Source organism: Terrabacter aerolatus (genome assembly GCF_007991735.1).
GTDB lineage: Bacteria > Actinomycetota > Actinomycetes > Actinomycetales > Dermatophilaceae > Terrabacter > Terrabacter aerolatus.
In genome coordinates, this window is sequence record NZ_BJYX01000013.1 from 96,626 (window position 1) to 117,183 (window position 20,558).

Annotated in this window: 19 protein-coding genes; 16 read left to right on the forward strand and 3 right to left on the reverse strand. The window is 71.7% G+C overall.

Translation table 11 applies throughout. From position 1 onward, the window contains the following. Positions 1–14 precede the first annotated feature (14 nt). Both TAE01_RS13010 and TAE01_RS13015 read left to right on the forward strand, forming a co-directional pair. Entirely contained in the window at positions 15–1,493 is a 1,479-nt protein-coding gene (locus TAE01_RS13010) for an aldehyde dehydrogenase family protein (RefSeq protein ID WP_147067103.1), read from the forward strand. Positions 1,494–1,634: 141 nt separating this feature from the next. After that, positions 1,635–3,344: a CHAP domain-containing protein gene (locus TAE01_RS13015; protein WP_147067105.1), complete on the forward strand. Its 1,710-nt coding sequence runs from the start codon at positions 1,635–1,637 to the stop codon at positions 3,342–3,344. Between the two features lie 22 nt (positions 3,345–3,366). Here TAE01_RS13015 and TAE01_RS13020 read toward each other — a convergent pair whose 3' ends face one another. Then, the gene (locus TAE01_RS13020) at positions 3,367–4,254 is read right to left on the reverse strand and encodes a DUF3097 domain-containing protein (protein ID WP_186815192.1); all 888 of its coding nucleotides are present in this window, start codon (positions 4,252–4,254) and stop codon (positions 3,367–3,369) included. 184 nt (positions 4,255–4,438) lie between these two features. On the opposite strand from TAE01_RS13020, the gene hrcA reads away from it, so the two are divergent. From hrcA to TAE01_RS13085, 14 genes are all read left to right on the forward strand, one after another. Beyond that, on the forward strand, positions 4,439–5,482 hold the full coding sequence (gene hrcA / locus TAE01_RS13025) for a heat-inducible transcriptional repressor HrcA (RefSeq protein WP_147067107.1): 1,044 nt from the start codon (positions 4,439–4,441) through the stop codon (positions 5,480–5,482). 79 nt (positions 5,483–5,561) lie between these two features. After that, the gene (gene dnaJ / locus TAE01_RS13030; RefSeq protein ID WP_147067109.1) at positions 5,562–6,695 is read left to right on the forward strand and encodes a molecular chaperone DnaJ; all 1,134 of its coding nucleotides are present in this window, start codon (positions 5,562–5,564) and stop codon (positions 6,693–6,695) included. Positions 6,696–6,713: 18 nt separating this feature from the next. Continuing rightward, positions 6,714–7,457, forward strand: coding sequence for a 16S rRNA (uracil(1498)-N(3))-methyltransferase (locus tag TAE01_RS13035; protein ID WP_147067111.1), 744 nt, complete (start codon positions 6,714–6,716; stop codon positions 7,455–7,457). Positions 7,458–7,620: 163 nt separating this feature from the next. Beyond that, positions 7,621–7,980 (forward strand): histidine triad nucleotide-binding protein, encoded by a 360-nt coding sequence (locus TAE01_RS13040; RefSeq protein ID WP_147067113.1) that lies wholly within the window; start codon positions 7,621–7,623, stop codon positions 7,978–7,980. Further along, positions 7,977–9,506 carry a S10 family peptidase gene (locus TAE01_RS13045; protein ID WP_186815193.1) on the forward strand — a complete coding sequence of 510 codons (1,530 nt, stop codon included), beginning with the start codon at positions 7,977–7,979 and terminating at the stop codon, positions 9,504–9,506. Before TAE01_RS13040 ends, TAE01_RS13045 begins: the two co-directional genes overlap by 4 nt. A gap of 13 nt (positions 9,507–9,519) precedes the next feature. Next, positions 9,520–10,683 carry a PhoH family protein gene (locus TAE01_RS13050; protein ID WP_222594127.1) on the forward strand — a complete coding sequence of 388 codons (1,164 nt, stop codon included), beginning with the start codon at positions 9,520–9,522 and terminating at the stop codon, positions 10,681–10,683. Continuing rightward, positions 10,680–11,147, forward strand: a complete 468-nt coding sequence (gene ybeY, locus TAE01_RS13055; protein ID WP_147067115.1) for an rRNA maturation RNase YbeY — start codon at positions 10,680–10,682, stop codon at positions 11,145–11,147. The genes TAE01_RS13050 and ybeY overlap by 4 nt, the downstream gene beginning before the upstream one ends. A gap of 19 nt (positions 11,148–11,166) precedes the next feature. Beyond that, the gene (locus TAE01_RS13060; protein WP_147067116.1) at positions 11,167–12,480 is read left to right on the forward strand and encodes a hemolysin family protein; all 1,314 of its coding nucleotides are present in this window, start codon (positions 11,167–11,169) and stop codon (positions 12,478–12,480) included. Positions 12,481–12,508: 28 nt separating this feature from the next. Continuing rightward, positions 12,509–13,438, forward strand: coding sequence for a GTPase Era (gene era, locus TAE01_RS13065; RefSeq protein WP_147067162.1), 930 nt, complete (start codon positions 12,509–12,511; stop codon positions 13,436–13,438). A 64-nt stretch (positions 13,439–13,502) separates the two neighbouring features. Beyond that, the gene (locus TAE01_RS13070) at positions 13,503–13,868 is read left to right on the forward strand and encodes a VOC family protein (protein WP_147067118.1); all 366 of its coding nucleotides are present in this window, start codon (positions 13,503–13,505) and stop codon (positions 13,866–13,868) included. A 43-nt stretch (positions 13,869–13,911) separates the two neighbouring features. Beyond that, on the forward strand, positions 13,912–14,055 hold the full coding sequence (locus tag TAE01_RS20550) for a hypothetical protein (RefSeq protein WP_186815194.1): 144 nt from the start codon (positions 13,912–13,914) through the stop codon (positions 14,053–14,055). Next, on the forward strand, positions 14,052–15,536 hold the full coding sequence (locus TAE01_RS13075; RefSeq protein WP_147067120.1) for a hypothetical protein: 1,485 nt from the start codon (positions 14,052–14,054) through the stop codon (positions 15,534–15,536). Before TAE01_RS20550 ends, TAE01_RS13075 begins: the two co-directional genes overlap by 4 nt. Before the next feature lie 108 nt (positions 15,537–15,644). Beyond that, a complete protein-coding gene (leuA, locus tag TAE01_RS13080) occupies positions 15,645–17,390 on the forward strand; it encodes a 2-isopropylmalate synthase (protein ID WP_147067121.1) in 1,746 nt (581 codons plus the stop codon). A 37-nt stretch (positions 17,391–17,427) separates the two neighbouring features. Continuing rightward, positions 17,428–18,951: a glycosyltransferase-like membrane protein gene (locus TAE01_RS13085; protein WP_147067123.1), complete on the forward strand. Its 1,524-nt coding sequence runs from the start codon at positions 17,428–17,430 to the stop codon at positions 18,949–18,951. Positions 18,952–18,970: 19 nt separating this feature from the next. Here the strand turns inward: TAE01_RS13085 and TAE01_RS13090 are convergent, their stop codons facing one another. Together TAE01_RS13090 and TAE01_RS13095 are read right to left on the reverse strand one after the other, a co-directional pair. Beyond that, positions 18,971–19,786 carry a maleylpyruvate isomerase family mycothiol-dependent enzyme gene (locus tag TAE01_RS13090; protein WP_147067125.1) on the reverse strand — a complete coding sequence of 272 codons (816 nt, stop codon included), beginning with the start codon at positions 19,784–19,786 and terminating at the stop codon, positions 18,971–18,973. A 14-nt stretch (positions 19,787–19,800) separates the two neighbouring features. After that, a complete protein-coding gene (locus TAE01_RS13095; RefSeq protein ID WP_147067127.1) occupies positions 19,801–20,451 on the reverse strand; it encodes an alpha-ketoglutarate-dependent dioxygenase AlkB in 651 nt (216 codons plus the stop codon). Positions 20,452–20,558 lie beyond the last annotated feature (107 nt).

A 20,558-nucleotide genomic window follows, 5' to 3' on the forward strand; every position in this document is an offset into this window, starting at 1 on the left:
CGAGGAAGGCCGCCATGAGCGAGACCGTGTCGACGACGAGCCCGACGAGTGCTGCCGGCGGGGGAGGGCCCGCGGAGGTCGTGGCCGCCGCGCGTCGCGCCTTCGACGCCGGGGTGACCAAGCCGCGGCACTGGCGGGAGACCCAGCTGCGAGCGCTGCGGGCCCTGCTCGTGGACCACGAGCAGGAGCTGGCCGACGCCCTGCACGCCGACCTCGGCAAGAGCGCCACGGAGGCGTGGGTGACCGAGACGGGGTTCGTCGTGCGCGAGATCGACCACACGCTGCGCCACCTTCGCTCGTGGACCTCGCCGCGCCGCGTTCGCGTGCCGCTCTCGCTCGCCCCCGGGCGCGCCAAGGTCGTGCGCGAGCCGCTCGGCGTCGTCCTCGTCATCGCGCCGTGGAACTACCCGGTGCAGCTGTGCCTGGCCCCGCTCGTCGGTGCGCTCGCGGCGGGGAACGCGGTCGTCCTCAAGCCCAGCGAGGTCGCGCCGGTCACGTCCGGCGTCATGGCGCGCCTGCTGTCCCGCCACCTCGACCGCTCCGCGGTGCACGTCGTCGAGGGCGGCGTCCCGGAGACGACCGAGCTCCTGGCGCAACGGTTCGACCACATCTTCTACACCGGCAACGGGGCGGTCGGCAGGATCGTGCTCGAGGCCGCGGCCCGGCACCTGACGCCGGTCACGCTGGAGCTCGGGGGCAAGTCGCCCGCGTACGTCGCCGACGACGCCGACCTCGAGGTCACGGCGCAGCGTCTCGTGTGGGGCAAGTTCACCAACGCCGGGCAGACGTGCGTGGCACCGGACTACGTCATCGCCAGCCGGCCGACGCTCGAGGCACTCAAGCCGCTCCTCGTCGCCGCGATCGCGGACTCCTTCGGCCCCGACCCGTCGACGTCCTCCGCCTACGGACGCATCGTGAGCTCGCGTCACCTCGACCGGCTGACCGCCCTCATCGACCCGACGCGGGTCGTGACCGGCGGCCGCTCCGACGCCGCGACCCGCTACCTCGAGCCGACGATCGTCGAGGTCGCCCCGGTCGCCGGAGAGGGTGGCCCGGTCGACGCCGTCATGGGCGAGGAGATCTTCGGCCCGGTCCTGCCGCTCGTGGCCGTCGACGGGATCGACTCGGCCATCGACTTCATCACGGCGCGTGACAAGCCGCTCGCGCTCTACGTGTTCACGGGCTCCGAGGCCGTGCAGCGCCGGTTCATGCGTGACACGTCCTCGGGAGCACTGGCCGTCAACGTCCCCCTGGCGCACCTCGCCGTGCCGGACCTGCCCTTCGGCGGGGTGGGCGCCAGCGGCATGGGCGCCTACCACGGGGAGCGGTCCGTCGAGCTCTTCTCGCACGCGAAGTCCGTCTTCGCCCTGCCCACCCGTCCCGACACGACCGTCTGGGTGCGGCCGCCGTTCTCGGCCGCCAAGGAGCAGGTGATCGGCAGGTTCGCCGTGCCGGGCCGGCGTCGGGGCGCCGGGCGCTCGGAGACCGAATGACAGTGGTGTCATTAGCACATCAATGACGGAATGGCACGTTTCTCACGCTCGTGTCGCCTGTGATTTCTGGGATTGGAGTGACGGGGTGGCGGGATTGTCCTAGATTGCGGGTGCACCCCCAGGCGACCACGGGAGACCCACATGCCTCAGGCCACCCTCGACCAGTCCGGTCGGGCCTCGACCCTTCTCCCGCCGTCCGTCGCGCGAGGTCACCGCCGTCGACCCCTCACGGTGCTCCTCAGCGCGCTCGCCGTGCTCGTCGCCACCGTAGGCCTGGCCGGGCCGGCCCGCGCCTACGAGTGGAACGTCGTGTGCACCGGCTACGACGCCTGTGCCACCGCCGGCTACTCCAACGCCGGCTACAAGGACCACAGCAGCACCAGCTACTGGAGCCAGTCGACCGGGCACAACTGCACCAACTACGTCGCCTACCGCCTCGTGACCAACGGGCTGCCCAACAAGCGACCGGTCCAGCTGTCCGGCAACGCCTACAACTGGGGCACGGCGTTCGCGTCCCAGACCGACGACGCCCCTGCCGTGGGTTCCGTCGCCTGGTGGGGGCAGTCCTTCTCGGGCACCGGCCACATCGCCTACGTCGAGAAGGTCGTCTCGGCCGACCAGATCCTCGTCTCCGAGGACAACTGGGGCGGCGACTTCCGGTGGCGTTCGGTCACCCGGTCCGGCGGCCTCTGGCCGGCGGGTTTCATCCACCTCAAGGACATGGGGCCCAAGGTCGCGGCCCCGGCCGCCTACCCGACCTACCGCCCGGTGGCACCGACCCGGATCGTCGACACGCGCTCGTCGCTCGGGGCGACGGGCCCGCTCTCGGCCGGCAGCGACACCAGCATCCTCGTCAGCGGCAAGGCCGGCCTGCCGAGGACGGCCATCGGCGCGGTCGTCCTCAACGTCACGGCGGTCCGCCCCCAGGCCGCGGGCTACCTGCTGACCTACCCGTCCGGCTCCTCCCCGGCGGCCTCGTCGACGGTCAACTTCGACGCGGGGGCCACCGTGGCCAACCAGACGGTCGTCGGTGTCGGGTCCGACGGCCGCTTCCGCCTCAAGGTGAGCCAGACGACCGACGTCCTCGTCGACGTCGTGGGGTGGTACCCCTCGTTCGGCAACCTGACGACGACCACCCCGACCCGTGTCCTCGACACCCGCTACGGGCAGGGCGCGCCGGCGGGGCGCCTCCAACCGGGTGGGCGGATCGACCTCACCGTGACGGGCAGCGCGGTCGTGCCGGCGTCCGGGGTCGACTCGGTGCTGCTCAACGTCACGGCCGCGCTGCCGAGCCGCGACGGCAACCTCGCCGTCTGGCCGACGGGAGCCGCGGAGCCGAACTCGTCCTCGCTGAACTTCTCCGCCGGCTCGTCGATCTCGGGGCTCGTCGTCGCCAAGGTCGGGAGCAACGGACGCGTCAGCATCCGCACGTCCGCCGCGACCGACGTCGTCGCCGACGTCGTCGGGTGGTACCGGTCGGGTGCCGACTACGTGGGCCTGACGCCGGCCCGCCTGCTCGACACCCGCGACGGCACGGGCGTGGCGGCCAGCGGGCCGGTCGCCGCCGGTGGTGTCGTGCGCCTCAAGGTGACCGGGCGCGGTGGGGTCCCGTCCACCGGCGTCAAGGCCGTGGTGCTGACCGTCGTCGTCACGGGTCCCCAGCAGCCGGGTCACCTCATCGTCTACCCGTCCGGCAGCACGCGCCCGACGACCTCGAACCTCAACTACGTCGCCGGGCAGACGGTCGCCAACACGGCCGTCGTGACGCCGAGCAGCGACGGCTACGTCGACATCTACGTCTACCAGTCGACGCAGGTGGTCGCCGACGTCCAGGGCTACCTGCGCTCGTAGCCCCGACGACGGCGCCTGCCTCCTACGCCGACCCGGGCTCGGTCACGAAGTCGATGAGCTCCTCGACGCTCGCGAGCAGCGTGGGCTCGAGGTCCGCGTACGAGCGCACCGTCCCGAGGATGCGCTTCCACGCCTGGGCGATGTCGGCCTGGCTCGAGTGTGCCCAGCCGAGCTCCGCGCAGATGCCGTGCTTCCACGACGTGCCGCGGGGGATGACCGGCCACTGCGTCCAGCCGAGCCGCTCGGGGCGCACCGACTGCCACACGTCGACATAGGGGTGTCCGAGGATCCGCACGTGCTGGGCCAGTCCGGGCAGGGCCTGCGCCTGGGCGACGATGCGGGCCTCCTTGGTGCCGGGCACGAGATGGTCGACGAGGACGCCGAGGCGACGTCCAGGCCCGGGCTGGAACTCGGCGATGATGCCGGCGAGGTCGTCGACGCCGTCCATGAGCTCGACGACGACGCCCTCGACCCGCAGGTCGTCTCCCCAGACCTTCTCGACGAGCTCGGCGTCGTGCCGGCCCTCGACGTAGATCCGCGAGCCGCTGGCCACGCGGGCGCGGGCGCCCTCCACGGCGACCGAGCCGCTCGCCGTACGCGAGGCCGCGCGGCGAGCCTCGGCGAGGGCGGCGCCCGCGGCGGCCCTGGGTGCCGTCAGGGTGACCGGCGCCCCGTCGACGAGGAAACCGGGCCCCAGGGGGAAGGCCTTGGTGCGCCCGCGGCGGTCCTCGAGGTGCACCACGTGCATCCCGCCCGCCTTCTCGACGCGCACGACGGCGCCGACCCAGCCCGTCTCGACCTCCTCGACGACGAGGTCGGGCTCGGCTGGGGTCGGGGTGGACCGGCCGCGCCGCGGGGCACGCCAGTCGCCGCTGAGCACGTCGGATCCGTAGCGATCGATGGGAGACACGACAAGCGAGGGTATGCCGCGTCCCCGGCGGTCGCGCGGACGCCACGCGGGTGCGCGGCGTCGTCGGGAGGGGTGGCGGGCGGCATACGGTTGGGTGAGATCGGAGATCGGCGGGCCACGACGTAGACTTGGCACTCGTCGATCGAGAGTGCCAGACCCATTCAGGACCCGTGAAGGAGGGACGATGAGCGAGGACCGCAGGCTGATGGTGCTGCGCGCCATCGTGCAGGACTACGTCCAGACCTCCGAGCCCGTGGGGAGCAAGGCGCTCGTCGAGCGGCACCACCTCGGGGTGAGTGCGGCCACGGTACGCAACGACATGGCCCTGCTCGAGGAGGAGGGACTCATCCACGCGCCGCACACGTCGGCCGGGAGGGTGCCCACCGACGCCGGCTACCGCGTGTTCGTCGACCGGCTCAGTGCCGTCAAGCCCCTCGGGCAGGGGGAGCGACGGGCCATCGGGCAGTTCCTGCAGGGCGCCGTCGACCTCGATGACGTCGTCGACCGCACGGTGCGCCTGCTCGCGAGCCTGACGCGCCAGGTGGCGGTCGTGCAGTACCCGTCGCTGACCCGTTCGACCGTGCGCCACATCGAGCTCGTCCCGATGGGGTCCTCGCACCTGATGATCGTCCTCATCGTCAACACGGGCCGAGTCGAGCAGCGCGTCGTCGACACCGGCCGCGTACTGACCGATCCGACCGGCGAGGCGCTCGTCGCCTCGATCCGGTCCGGCATCAACGAGGTCGCTGCGGGAGTGCCGTTCACCGTCGCCGCCACCCGCCTGCGCCGGCTCGTCGACGAGGCGGACGACGCCGACCGTGCCGCGCTCGAGGCGGTCGTCTCGGCCCTCGGGGACGCCCTCGTCGAGGAGCGCGAGGAGCGCGTCGTCCTCGCCGGGCAGGCCAACCTCGCCCGGGCGGGCGCGGACTTCCCGCGGTCGATCGGCCCGATCCTCGAGGCCCTCGAGGAGCACGTCACCCTGCTGCGCCTGCTCGGGCAGCTCGGGGACGACCCCGAGCTCGTCTCGGTGCGCATCGGCTCCGAGAACCCCGTGACCGGGCTGCAGACCACCTCGCTCGTGTCGATGGGCTACGGCTCCGGCTCGGAGCGCGTGGCGAGCCTCGGGGTGCTCGGTCCGACCCGCATGGACTACCCCACGACGATGGCGTCCGTGCGGGCGGTCGCGCGCTACGTCACCGAGATCCTCGACGAGAACCAGGCCACCTGAACCAGCACGACCTCGGCCAGTCCGCCGGTGCAGCGCCGCGCCGGAACCGAAAGCACCACGTACCAAAAGGAATCCCAGGTTGAACGACTACTACGCCGTCCTCGGTGTCTCGCGCGACGCGAGCCAGGAGGAGATCAAGAAGGCCTACCGTCGACTGGCCCGCAAGCTGCACCCGGACGTCAACCCCGGTGCTGACGCCGAGGAGGAGTTCAAGCGCGTCTCGCAGGCGTACGACGTGCTCTCCGACCCGCAGAAGCGCCAGTCCTTCGACATGGGGTCCGACCCGTTCGCGTCGGGCGGAGGCGCCGGCTTCGGTGCCGGTCAGGGCTTCTCGTTCAGCGACGTCATGGACGCCTTCTTCGGTGCCGGAGCCCAGGCGGGCACGCGCGGCCCCCGCTCGCGCGTCCAGCGTGGGCAGGACGCCCTCGTGCGCCTCGACATCGACCTCTCCAAGGCGGTGTTCGGCTCCGAGGAGGAGCTGACGCTCGACACCGCGGTCGGCTGCACGCGCTGCGACGGCGACGGGGCCGAGCCGGGCACCGGCCGGCAGACCTGTCCCATCTGCAAGGGCGCCGGCGAGGTCCAGCAGATCCAGCGCAGCTTCCTCGGGCAGGTCATGACCTCCCGCCCCTGCGTCAACTGCCAGGGCTTCGGCTCGACGCTGACCGACCCGTGCCACGACTGCTCGGGCGACGGTCGCGTGCGCACGCGCCGCTCGATCAAGCTCAAGGTGCCTGCCGGTGTCGACACGGGCACGCGCATCCAGCTGACCGGCGAGGGGGAGGTCGGCCCCGGCAACGGCCCCAAGGCGGACCTCTACGTCGAGATCCGTGTCGTCAACCACGAGACCTACACGCGCCGGGGTGACGACCTGCACTGCAGCGTCGAGCTGCCCATGGCTGCGGCGGCGCTCGGCACGAGCTTCAAGCTGTCGACCTTCGACGGCATGCAGGACCTCGAGATCAAGGCCGGCACGCAGAGCGGCGACGTGCTGACCCTGCGCGGTCTCGGCGTGACCCACCTGCGCCACGGCGGCAGGGGCGACCTCCTCGTGCACGCCACGGTCCAGACCCCGACGCGCCTGACCGAGGAGCAGCAGGAGCTGCTGCGGCAGTTCGCCGCCCTGCGCGGTGAGGAGCGCCCCGAGGGCCGGCTCCAGCCGGCCAACAAGGGCCTCTTCGGCAAGCTGCGCGACGCCTTCAAGGAGAAGTGACCCGCACGTGAGCGACCGGTGACGCACCAGCTCTTCCTCGGCGACCCGTCGGTCGTCGCCGGGGCCGCCGTGGGGTCGTCGTTGCTGCTCGACGGTGACGAGGGGCGCCACGCCGCGACTGTCGTGCGCCTGCGCACGGGCGAGCACTACTTCGTCAGCGACGGCGCCGGCCGGCGCGTCCTGCTCGAGGCGACCGACGTCGACCGGGCTTGGGTGCGGGGTCAGGTGCTCGACGTGACCGTGGAGCCCGAGCCCGCTCCGCGGTTCGTGCTCGTCCAGGCCCTCGCCAAGGGCGACCGCGACGAGCAGGCGGTCGAGGCCGCCACCGAGCTCGGGGTCGACGAGGTCGTGCCGTGGCAGGCCGAGCGGTCGGTCGTCGTGTGGCGCGGCGACCGCGCTGCGAAGTCGCTGGCGAAGTGGGCCGCGGTCGTGGCCCGGGCGACCAAGCAGTCCCGCCGGGCCCGTATGCCGGTGACGTCCCCCGCGGTCGGGCTGGCCACCCTGGCCGAGCGGGTCGAGGACGCCTCCCTGACGCTCGTGCTCCACGAGGACGCGACCGAGCCGCTGGCCTCGGTCCAGCTGCCGGAGTGGGGCGACGTGCTCGTCGTCGTCGGCCCCGAGGGCGGGATCACGCGCCGCGAGCTCGAGGCGCTCACCGGTGCCGGAGCCCGCCCGGTACGCCTCGGGTCGACCATCCTGCGGGCCTCGTCCGCCGGTCCCGCAGCCCTCGCGGTGCTGAGCGCGCGCACCCGCTGGACCTGACGGCATACGCCCTCACCGTCCCGCAACCCACCGGGCACCTGCCAGGTGCCGACGGCTGCAACCGTCATGGTTGCCGGCTGCTCGGTGTGTTGCGGGCCGGGCGGCTCCCGGCGCGCCGCGGCGCACGGGTGCGCGCCGCCGTCGACGTGCCTAGGGTGCACTCATGACCTCGCAGACCCCCAGTGACTGCCTCTTCTGCAAGATCGTCGCCGGTGAGATCCCGTCCGACCGGGTCGCCGAGACCGAGCGGTCGGTCGCGTTCCGCGACATCAGCCCCGCGGCGCCCATCCACGTGCTCGTCGTGCCCAGGCGGCACGAGTCGACCGTGGGTGCGCTGGCCGCGTCCTCGGGCGACGACCTGACCGACGTGTTCCGTCTCGCGTCGCAGGTGGCCGAGCAGGAGGGCGTCGCCGACGCTCACCGGATGATCGTCAACACCGGGAGCAAGGCCGGGCAGACGATCTTCCACGCGCACGTGCACCTCCTCGCCGGAGCCGCCTTCACCGAGGGGAGGATGGTGTGAGCGACGACAGCGCTGCCACCGACAAGCCCGCCTCGGCCACGGAGCCCGGCGACGTCACGACCACGAGCGACGGGGTGGTCGCCACGCCGGCGGAACCCGCCGACGACCTCGTCACCACGCACCACACGCTCAAGGTCGGCCGCCGGCGGCTGCGCTACACGGCGACGACGGGACGCGTCGTGCTCCGCGAGGAGGAGCACAAGGACGGCACCTTCGGCGGGCACAAGGCGCGCGCCGAGCTGTCGATGACGAGCTACGTCCTCGACGACGCCGACGCACGCACCCGGCCGGTCACCTTCGCCTTCAACGGCGGCCCCGGCAGCTCCAGCGTCTGGCTGCACCTCGGCCTGCTCGGCCCGCGCCGCGTCGTGAGCGGCGACGTCGGAGCCCTCGAGGCGCCGCCGTACGACCTCGTCGACAACCCCGAGTCGCTCCTCGCGGTCAGCGACCTCGTCTTCGTCGACCCCATGTCGACGGGCTACTCCCGGGCCGTGGAGGGTGGCAAGCCGGGGGAGTACCACGGCTACCAGAAGGACATCGAGTCCGTCGCGGAGCTCATCCGCCTGTGGACCTCGCGCAACGGGCGCTGGATGTCGCCGAAGTTCGTCGCGGGCGAGTCCTACGGCACCCTGCGCGGGGCGGCGCTCGCCGAGCACCTGCAGTCCCGCTTCGGCATGTACCTCAACGGGCTCATCCTCATCAGCAGCGTCCTCGACCTCAGCTCGGTCGACTTCGAGAACCAGCGCAACGACCGCGCCCACGCGCTCTACCTGCCGACGTATGCCGCCGTGGCCCACTTCCACGGCAAGCACGGCCGGCGCTCGCTGCGCTCGGTCCTCGACGAGGCGGAGGCGTATGCCACCCGCGACTACCCGTGGGTGCTCTCGCGGGGCAACCGCCTGACGACGGCCGAACGCGCCGAGGCGGTGTCGACGCTCGCTCGGCTCTCCGGCCTGACGGAGGACTACGTCGACCGCGCCGACCTGCGCATCGAGCACTGGCGCTACTTCACCGAGCTGCTGCGCGACGAGCGCCTGTCGGTGGGGCGGCTCGACGCGCGCTTCACCGGTCCGGCCGCCGCAGCCATCGCCGAGAACATGGACGCCGACCCGTCCCACGACGCCATCACCGGCCCCTACGCGGCGGCCTGGAACCACTACGTCCGCGACGAGCTCGGCTACGGCAGCGACCTGCACTACGAGCAGATCTCGCGCCTCGTGCACCCCTGGTCGTTCAAGGACTTCGAGGGACGACCCATCGACGTGTCGCCGAAGCTCGAGCGGGCCATGCGCCAGAACCCGCACCTCAAGGTGCACATCGCCTACGGCTACTACGACGGCGCGACGCCCCACTTCGCCGCCGAGGACGTCGTGGCCCACCTTCAGCTGCCCGCCGACCGGCTCGCGAACATCGAGCACGCCTACTACGAGGCGGGCCACATGATGTACGTCCACGAGCCGTCGCGCCTCCGGCAGAGCCAGGACCTCGCCGAATTCGTGGTGAGGAGCTCGGGCCGCGCCACGTAGACTCGTGACCACGATGAATGATGCGCAACCTCGACCATCCGAGACCGACCGGCCTGACGGCGTCTCGTCCGCTCCAGGCTCCGAGACCGGCGGCGACGCCCCGGTGCTGACCCGGCAGATCCCGCCGCCGATCGAGATGGTCACCCTCCTCGGTCCGCGCGACGAGCTGCTGCGCACCATGGAGCGCCAGTTCCCGCTCGTCGACACGCACGTGCGTGGCAACGAGATGACCTTCGCCGGCCCGGCGGGCGAGCTGGAGATCATCGACGCGCTGCTCGACGAGCTGCTCGTCATCGTCGAGACGGGTCAGCCGCTCAACCGCGACGCCGTCGAGCGCTCGATCTCGATGCTGCGCAGCCAGACCATCGAGCGCCCTGCCGATGTGCTGACGATGAACATCGTGAGCAGCCGTGGCCGCACGATCCGGCCCAAGACGCTGAACCAGAAGCGCTACGTCGACGCCATCGACCAGCACACCATCGTCTTCGGCATCGGGCCGGCCGGCACCGGCAAGACCTACCTCGCCATGGCCAAGGCCGTCGCGGCGCTGCAGGCCAAGCAGGTCAACCGCATCATCCTGACGCGTCCGGCCGTCGAGGCCGGCGAGCGCCTGGGCTTCCTGCCCGGCACGCTCAACGACAAGATCGACCCCTACCTCCGGCCGCTCTACGACGCGTTGCACGACATGGTCTCGCCCGAGACCATCCCCAAGCTCATGGCGTCCGGCACCATCGAGGTCGCCCCGCTGGCCTACATGCGCGGGCGCTCGCTCAACGACGCCTTCATCATCCTCGACGAGGCCCAGAACACCTCGAGCGAGCAGATGAAGATGTTCCTCACCCGCCTCGGCTTCGGCTCCAAGATGGTCGTCACGGGCGACATCACCCAGGTCGACCTCCCCGGCGGCACGCGGTCCGGGCTCAAGATCGTGCGCGACATCCTCGGCGACGTCGAGGACATCCACTTCGCGGAGCTGACCTCGCACGACGTCGTCCGTCACCGGCTCGTCAGCGCCATCGTCGACGCCTACGAGCGCGACGACCACCGGGCCGCCAAGCGCGCCCGTCGGGCCGGCGGCGTCGCCCCGGCGGGAGCGACCGGCGGCCGTTCGACCGCCCCGGGCGCACGGCACACGTCCTCGGGTGCCGACGAGCTCGCCCAGGAGGACCCGGCATGAGCATCGACGTGCTCAACGAGACCGACGCCGACGTCGACGAGCTCGAGCTGCTGGCCTGCGCGACCTACGTCATGGAGCAGATGCGGGTGCACCCGCAGGCGGACCTCTGCATCAAGCTCGTCGACGAGGCCGCCATGGAGGTCCTCCACGTGCAGTGGATGGACCTTCCCGGACCGACCGACGTCATGAGCTTCCCCATGGACGAGCTGCGGCCCGGTCGCGAGGGGCAGGAGCCCGAGGAGGGGACCCTCGGCGACATCGTGCTGTGCCCGTCGGTCGCGGCCCGGCAGGCGGTCGAGGCCGGGCACGCCCCGATCGAGGAGATGCTGCTGCTCACGACGCACGGCATCCTGCACCTGCTCGGCTACGACCACGCCGAGCCGGACGAGGAACGCGAGATGTTCGAGCTGCAACGCCAGCTGCTGCTCACCTTCCTCGCCACGCGCAACCGACCGAGCGCCTGAGCGCGGACGAGAGACCGAGATGTTCCCGCAGTTCGCCGTCCCGGCCCTCGTCAGCATCGTCGTGGCGTTCCTGCTCTCGGCCGCCGAGGCCGCGATCTTCCGCATGTCGCGCGTGCGCGCGCAGGAGCTCTTCGAGGAGGGCCGCTCCGGCGCGAAGTCGCTCATGACGGTGGTCGGCGACTCGCCGGCCTACCTGTCGGTCATCGCGTTCCTGCGCGTCGTCGCCGAGGCCACCGCCGCGGTCCTCGTCACCCTCTTCGTCGCCGGTCAGGTCGAGTCGACGTGGAGCCGGGCCCTCATCAGCATCACGATCATGGCGGTCGTGTCGTTCGTCGTCGTCGGGGTCTCGCCGCGCACCCTCGGGCGCCAGAACTACGACACCGTCGCCCTGTGGAGCGCGCCCTTCGCCGTCGGGCTGCGCCGCGTGCTCGGCCCCGTGGCCAAGCTGCTCGTCGTGCTCGGCAACGCCGTCACCCCGGGCAAGGGCTACACCGACGGGCCGTTCCAGACCGAGTCCGAGCTGCGCGACCTCGTCGACATGGCCGGCGACTCCGACGTCATCGAGGCCGACGAGCGCGAGATGATCCACTCGGTCTTCGAGCTCGGCGACACCCTCGCCAGGGCGGTCATGGTGCCGCGCACCGACATGGTCGTGCTCGACGCCGACAAGACGCTGCGCAGCGCCATGTCGCTCTTCCTGCGCTCCGGCTTCTCCCGCATCCCCGTCGTCGGCGAGGACAGCGACGACGTGCGCGGCCTGCTCTACTTCAAGGACGTCGCGCGCCGGCTCAACGCCGCCCCGGAGGACGGCCGGCACCTCGCCACCGAGGTCATGCGCCCGATGCACTTCGTGCCCGAGAGCAAGCCGGTCGACGACCTGCTGCGCGAGATGCAGCGCGACCAGAACCACTTCGCCATCGTCGTCGACGAGTACGGCGGCACGGCCGGGCTCATCACCATCGAGGACATCATCGAGGAGATCGTCGGCGAGATCGCCGACGAGCACGACCGGGAGGCGCCCGGCACGGAGCAGCTCGAGGACGGCACCCTGCGGGTCCCGGCGTCGATGGACATCGACGACCTCGCCGAGCTCTTCGACGTCACCATCGACGAGGAGGACGTCGACACGGTCGGCGGCCTGCTGACGAAGGTCATCGGGCGCGTGCCCATCGTCGGGTCGTCCGGTACGGTCGCTGGTCTGGAGCTGACGGCCGAGCGCATGGCCGGACGCCGCCACCGCGTCGCGTCGGTCATCGTGCACCGCGCCGCGGTGCCGGAGGACGACACCGCGCACATCGAGACGGAGGACGCCCATGGGCACTCAGGACGCTGACCCGACGCCGGGGACACGGCGCGAAGGCATGGCGACCGGTGGGCGGTCAGAGGACTACCGGGCCGGGTTCGCCTGCCTCGTGGGCCGGCCCAACGCCGGCAAGTCCACGTTGACCAACGCGCTCGTCGGCCAGAAGGTCGCGATCACGAGCTCCAAGCCCCAGACGACACGGCACACCATCCGCGGGGTCGCGACGACGCCCACGGCCCAGGTGATCCTCGTCGACACCCCCGGGCTGCACAAGCCGCGGACCCTCCTCGGCCAGCGCCTCAACGACCTCGTGCGCGAGACGCTCCTCGAGGTCGACGTCATCGGGTTCTGCCTGCCGGCCGACCAGCGCATCGGCCCGGGCGACACCTTCATCGCCAACGAGCTCACCGAGCTGCGGTCGGTGCGCCGCCGCCCGGTCGTCGCCATCGCGACCAAGGCGGACGCCGTCGACCGCGAGCGCCTCGCCGAGCACCTCATGGCCATCGACCAGCTGGGGGAGTGGGACGCGATCATCCCGTGCTCCGCCGTGTCGGGCAGCCAGGTCGAGGAGGTCCGCGACGTCCTCGCCTCCTACCTGCCCAGATCGCCGCAGCTCTACCCCGACGGGGTGCTCACCGACGAGCCGGAGATGATCATGATCGCCGAGCTCGTCCGCGAGGCCGCCCTCGAGGGCGTCCGCGACGAGCTGCCCCACTCGCTGGCCGTCGTCGTCGAGGAGATGGTGCTGCGCGAGGGACGGCCCGAGGACAAGCCGCTGCTCGACGTCCGCGTCAACGTCTTCGTCGAGCGGCCCAGCCAGAAGGCGATCGTCATCGGTCGCGGCGGCTCGCGGCTGCGCGAGGTCGGGACCAACGCGCGCAAGGGCATCGAGGCCCTGCTCGGTCAGAAGATCTATCTCGACCTGCACGTCAAGGTGGCCAAGGACTGGCAGCGCGACCCCAAGCAGCTCCAGCGCCTCGGGTTCTGACCGCGACGGGCGTTGCCGCGCAACGCCGTTCGCGTCGGCGTCCGCGTTGCCATAGCCTGCCGCGGTGAGCAGCCCGATCCAGAGCCGTGTCGGCCAGGTCTTCGTCCCCGTGCGTGACATGGCGGCCGCCATCCGGTGGTATGCCGCCCTGCTGGGCTTCGAGCCCGGCGCGGCGTCCCACGAGGGAACCATCTACGACGTGCCCACCGACGGCGAGACCCGGCTGGCGCTCGATGCCAACCGTCCGTCGTTCGACGCGTCAGGCCCGCCGCGCTTCTTCCTCTGGACCGACGACATGACCGCGACGGTCGCGCACCTGCGCAGCCTCGGGGTCCCCGTCACCTCGGACGTCGAGGACATCGGGAGCGTCGTCTTCGTCCAGTTCGAGGACCCGGACGGCAACGCACTGATGGTCTGCCAGCGCGCCTGACGCGGACGCCGTCCGGTCCTAGACTCCACTCCAGGAGGCGAACATGTCGGAGACAGCGGCGCACGACCACGAGCTCGAGGTCCTCGAGGAGGACCAGACGGTGCCCCCGCGGCCCGAGGAGCAGATCGCCGACGCCCGCGAGGACGTCACCGACGAGGGCCCCTCCGACCCGGCTGCGACGTCGTGACCGTGGGCGTGGGCGTGGAGGGCGACGACCCGTGGGGTCTCGCCGAGGCGCCGGCGGTGGCCGAGGCCGATCTCGAGCCGTTGCCTCCCGCCCTGGCCGCCATCGAGGCCATGCTCGAGATCGGGGAGGACCGGGTGCTCGCCCCGGGCGAAAGGCTCACCCTGCCTGGGCTCGCCGACCTGCCCGAGATCGCGAGCCTCACCCCGGAGGGCTGGGAGCCCCTGCACACCGGTTTCATGGGCTTCGAGTGGGCCCTGCTCCCGGCGATCTGGCCGAGAGAGCACCGCCGGTGGGTCCGTGACCGCATGCCGTGCTTCGGACTCATGTCCTACGGCGACGAGGAGACCCGGCTCGGCCCGGAGACGGGACGAGACACCCATCAGCGGTGGCTGCTCGCGCGGATGGCCCGGTCCGTCGGCCTCCCGCCCCCGCCCCCGAACCGCATCTGGCTGCTGCGCTCGCCCTGGCCGACCCTTCCCGTGTCGAGCCTGCTGCTCGCCATCGGGCAGCACCGCGACCAGAACGGTTTGGGCTGGGACGCCCTCGCCACCATGCGGGCCGCCCAAGACCTGCTGGCACGCAGCGAGGACGAGGTCTGGGCGCTGTGGAGCGGGCGGCAGGCCGACGCGGCACGGAGCTGGGTCGGGTCCGAGCGAGGGCCTCTGGGCGCCCAGCCCTGGATCAGGCTCGGCCTCGGCCCCGACCACGTGAAAACCCTGCTGGAGCCTCTCGATGCCGGCGGTGCAGGGCTCGACCCGGGCCAAGCCCGCGCGTGGTCCGAGGTCATCGCGATGAGGGAGGAGGCGGGGGACGACGTGGTGCGGCACGTCATCGACTGGCGGCGGGCCGGCCTGCCCGCCGACGCCGATGTCGAACGCCTCGGCATGGTCCTGCTCGACCGTGACCCCGACGACGTGGCGCAGTGGCTGGTTGCGGGTCTCACCGTCGACGACGTCTCGGTGTGGCAGGGAGAGGATCTCGAGCGGGCTCGGCAGTGGCGCGGTGCGGGGTTCGGCGCCCGTGAGGCGCGCGAGCTCGTGCTCGCCGATCCCAGCATCACGCCAGAGGAAGCACGAGCCTTCGATGCCGCAGGGATCAAGCCGTCGGCTCGGCACCTTTGGGCGGCTGGAGGATTCACGCCGGAGCAGGCTCGGGCGTGGACGGAGCTCGACATCGTGGCGGCCGAGGCCCGCGTCTGGCGTTCCCTCGGCCGGGGCCCTGGCGACGCGCGGCCCCACCGCGCGGGCGGGGTGGAGCCCTACCGCCGGACTGGGAGGGCGGTTGGGCCGCCTTCGGCTCCGACCGCGACGACGTCGACTACGGCGTCACCGACCCGCCGGGCACCCGCGGCACCACCGCCGGCATCGGGCCGGACGGCATACCTCTCCCGTGACCGGGCGAGGTCTCACGATCCGGGCAGCGGTCCCGAGGGGTGGACGGGACGCAACCAGCGGCATACGGTGAAGTCGTGCGAGCGGTGAGCCTCCTTCTTCTCTGCCGCGACGAGGCCTGACCCCGGCCCTCCTCGTCGCGGAGTTTCCCGTGTCCGGCCGGACACCGAGACAGACGCAGACGAAGAGAGTGCAGCGATGATCCACCCCCAGCAGACGTCGGGAATGCCGTTCCGGAAGTACGTCCCGTTCCACGAGCAGATCCCCTTCGAGCTCCCGGATCGCACGTGGCCGACGAAGCGCATCGAGCAGGCGCCGCGCTGGTGCGCCGTCGACCTGCGCGACGGCAACCAGGCGCTCATCGACCCGATGAACTCCGAGCGCAAGCTGCGCATGTTCCAGCTGCTCGTCAAGATGGGCTACAAGGAGATCGAGGTCGGCTTCCCGTCGGCGAGCCAGACCGACTACGACTTCTGCCGCGAGCTCATCGAGGGCGGCCACATCCCGGACGACGTGACGATCCAGGTGCTGACGCAGTGCAGAGACCACCTCATCGAGCGCACCTACGACGCGATCCGCGGCAGCAAGCAGGCCATCGTCCACTTCTACAACTCGACGTCGGCCCTCCAGCGCAAGGTCGTCTTCGGCCTCGACCAGGACGGGATCATCGACATCGCCGTCCAGGCTGCGCGCCTGTGCAAGAAGCTCGAGGAGACCATCCCCGACACGACGATCTACTACGAGTACTCGCCCGAGTCCTACACCGGCACCGAGCTCGACTTCGCGATGCGCATCTGCAACGCCGTCGTCGACGTCATCGACCCGACGCCGGACCACAAGATCATCGTCAACCTGCCGGCGACCGTCGAGATGGCGACGCCCAACGTCTACGCCGACTCCATCGAGTGGATGATCCGCCACCTCGAGCGCCGCGAGTCGATCGTCGTCAGCCTGCACCCGCACAATGACCGCGGCACCGGCGTCGCGGCTGCCGAGCTCGGCTACCTCGCCGGTGCGGACCGCATCGAGGGCTGCCTCTTCGGCAACGGGGAGCGCACCGGCAACGTCTGCCTGGTCACGCTCGGGATGAACCTCTTCAGCCAGGGCATCGACCCGCAGATCGACTTCAGCGACATCGACGAGGTGCGTCGCACCGTCGAGTACTGCAACCAGCTGCCCGTGGGGGAGCGCCACCCCTACGGCGGCGACCTCGTCTTCACCGCCTTCTCCGGCTCGCACCAGGACGCCATCAAGAAGGGGTTCGAGGCGATGGCCACCGAGGCCAAGGAGAAGGGCACGAGCATCGACGACCTCGTCTGGGGCGTGCCGTACCTCCCCATCGACCCGCACGACCTCGGCCGCTCCTACGAGGCCGTCGTGCGCGTCAACAGCCAGTCCGGCAAGGGCGGCGTCGCGTACATCATGAAGACCGAGCACCAGATGGACCTGCCGCGCCGGCTGCAGATCGAGTTCTCCGGTGTCGTCCAGCGTGGCGTCGACCAGGACGGCGGCGAGGTCGCCCCCGCCGAGCTCTGGGCGCGGTTCCAGGACGAGTACCTGCCCGACGCCGCCAAGCGGTGGGGACGGTTCGAGCTCGCCAACGTCGTCACCGACTCGACCGTCGACGGCGCCAGCACCATCGAGGCCACGGTGCGTGACGGCGACACCTCCGTGACGATCAACGGGACCGGGAACGGCCCGATCGCGGCCTTCGTCGACGCCCTGTCCACGGTCGAGGGCACTCCCGACGTCAGGGTCCTCGACTACGCCGAGCACGCCCTGTCCGCAGGTGGCGACGCCCGAGCCGCGGCCTACGTCGAGTGCGCCGTCGGCGACCGGGTCCTGTGGGGCGTCGGCGTCGACCCGTCCATCGTCACGGCCTCGATCAAGGCCATCGTGTCGGCGGTCAACCGCGCCGAGCGCGACAGCGTCCCGAAGCCGTGAGCAGCCACCCCGTCACCGTGGGGTAGCGTCTGGCGCCATGGAGTCCCCGGTCGGTCGAGCGCTGCTTCGACTGGCCGGGGCCTCGCTCGTCGCGGTCGCCGTCGTCGGCCTCGTCGCGCCCCGTCCGGTCAACGTCGGCTACCGCTGGCAGGTGGTCGTGCCCGTCGCCCTGGGCCTGGTCGTGCTGGCGTCCGTGCTGCGCCTGCCCCCATGGTCCAAGACCCGGTGGCTGCCGGTCGTCGTGGCTGCCGCCGGCGGCGCCGTGTCCACGGTCATCGGGCTCATGCAGCGCTACCACTACGGCTGGGACGCGCGCGTCGTCATGGACATGGCCCGCTCGCTCCAGGCGGGCCGGCCACTGGGCGCTGCCGACTACGACTACCTCTCGCTCTATCCCAACAACCTCCCGCTGCTCGCCATCGACCGCGTGGGCGTCGCTGTCGCGCAGGCGTTCTCGTTGGCGCCCGACGCCGTGCTGATCCCCCTCAACGGCCTCTGCGTCGCGGTGACGGCGTATGCCGTCCACCTCCTCGTCGTGCGCGTGGCGGGTCGCGGGCCGGCCCTCGTGGCGCAGCTCGTCACCCTCGTCCTCGTGGGGACGAGCCCGTGGCTCGCGGTGCCCTACACCGACTTCTACGCGATGCCCTTCCTCGTCGGGGGCGTGGCCCTGGCGGTCCGGTCCATGACCCCCCGAGCGCGCACGGAACGGGTCGTCCTGTGGCTGCTCGCCGTGGCGTCGGTGTCGGTCGCCTACGCCATAAAGACCACCCCCGTCGTCATCGCGATCGCAGCGGTGCTGACGGCCGTCGTCGCCATCTTCGACCACGACCTCGCCCCGGGCCGGCGAGCCGGTGTCATCGCGGCCTGCGCCGCCTCGGCCCTCGCCTTCGTCGCGCTCGGCACCGGACTGTCCGTCGCGGCGACGTCGGCGGCCGGTGTCGACGCGGCCCGGGTCGACACCTCGGCCTCACCGCCCGTCCTGTGGTGGGTGGCGATGGGGGCCGACGAGCAACGCACGGCTGACGGCGTCGTCAACTACGGCGCCTACTCGCGCGAGATGGTCGATGCGATCACCGGACGCACCCCAGACGAGATGCGCGCCTACGCCTCGGGCGTCCTCCGGGACCACTGGGCGCAAAGAGGTCTCGGGGGGACGCTGGCGTTCTACGGCAGCAAGGTCGCCTGGAACTGGGGCGACGGCATGTTCTGGGCGTGGGGCGAGGGACCGGACTCGCTGCCCGGCACCCTGGCTCCCGCGACGGGCCTCACACAGGTCGTCCACGACCTCAACGGGTTCCACGGTGCGGGCTACCAGCTGCGCGCCGACCTGACGCAGGCGCTGTGGCTCGCCGTGCTCCTCGTAGCCGGGGTCGGCCTGCTCCGGGCGCCCTACCGCCGCGAGACGCTGCTCGTGGCGGCGTCGCTGCTCGGCATCGCTGCCTTCACGCTCGTGCTCCAGGGTCGGTCGCGCTACCTCTTCGCCTTCGCCCCGCTCGTCGTCGTGCTCGCGGCGATGGTCCACGGGTCGCTGCCGCGGCTCGGCCGCCGGCGCGCGGCCTGAGGGCCGGGTCCGGACCTGCTCAGTCGATCGAGTCGGCCAGCACGGCGTCGACCGCGGCGAGGGCCGCGGCGTCGCCGTCGCGGATGATCTCGCCCTCGGTGGGCCGGTTCCAGAGCCAGCAGTCGATGTCGGCCGCCGACCCGCTGATCTCGGCGGTCGAGGCGGCGTCCGGGCCGTCGCTGACGAGGAACCTTTGCACGTCGATCTCGCGGCCGTTCCACGTGCCGGTGATGCGCACCGGGGTCACGGTCCAGGAGTGCATGGCATCGACGGTCGCGATCGTCACCGGTGCCGACACCGGGACGTGCGTCAGGTCCGGGTCGGGCTCGTGGCCCCGCATGACGCGCAGCACCTCGTCGATGCCGTCGGCGGCGAGCCTGCAGTCGACGGGGGTGCGATCCCCGGTGGTCAGCTCGGCGTCGAGGCGGTGGATGAGGGCCTCGTGGGCCTGACGACGGACGATGTAGCCCGCGGTGTGGTCGTCGGCCCACATCCACAGCGGAGTCTCGGGCGGGAGTCCTCCGAGCACGCGGGTCAGGCGTTCGCTGGAGCGGTCGAAGAAGTCGAGCAGCCCCGCCCGGTCGCTGGGTCGTGCGTCACGGGCTGCGTCGAGGGCATCGAGGTCGGCCGGGTCGGTCAGGCCGCGCTCGGCGATCTCGCCCCAGAACCACTGCACCTCGCCGAGGTGCCACAGCAGGTCGTCGGCGTCCCAGTCGGGACACGACGGCACCCGGGCGTCGGCCGGCGCGGAGGCCAGCACGGTCCGGAAGCGCGACGAGTCGGCCGCGAGGTGGTCGAGGAAGGGAAGGGGGCCACCTGAGCGGCTGGACGGCATACGTGGGTCTCCTGTCAGCGGACGCCGGCTACACGGAACTGCACCGAGATGCGCGGGCCCATCGGCTCGGACGTCTTGGGAATCGCATGGTCCCACGTCCGCTGGCACGAGCCGCCCATCACGACGAGGTCACCATGTCCCAGGGGGTAGCGCAAGCTCTTTGCCGTCGACCCGGGGATGGGTCCGCCGTCGCGCGGCCGGAGCGCGAGCGTGCGGGCAGACCCGAGGGAGAGGATCGCGATCATCGTGTCGCTGTCGCGGGAACGCCCGATGCGGTCACCGTGCCAGGCGACGCTGTCGCGGCCGTCTCGGTAGAGGCACAGCCCCGCCGTCACGAACGGCTCGCCGAGCTCCCGGGCGTAGTGGCGGCTCAGGGCGTCGCGGGCCTCCACGAGCATCGGGTGCGGGAGCGTCTCGTCGCCCGCGTAGAACTTCGTGAGCCGGGGAACGGCGACGACGGAGTCGTACATCTGCCGACGCTCCGCGTGCCACGGCACGCCGTGCAGCAGCGCGGTGAAGAGCTCGTCGCCGGCGGCGAGCCAGCCGGGCCGCACGTCGACCCACGCGCCGTGCGCCAGCGGGTGGCGCGTCTTCCCGGTGCCGACGTCGCGGAGCGTCATCGCGTCGGTGAGGTCGAGGAGCGAACCCTGGAGAGAGAGGTCCATGGCCCCACGATAGCCCACGAGTCGAACGCGTGTTCGACTCGTGGGAATGTTTCGTGTCGACCGTGTGCAGACCGGCGCGTGCGGTGCCGACCACGCCGCGGGCGGGG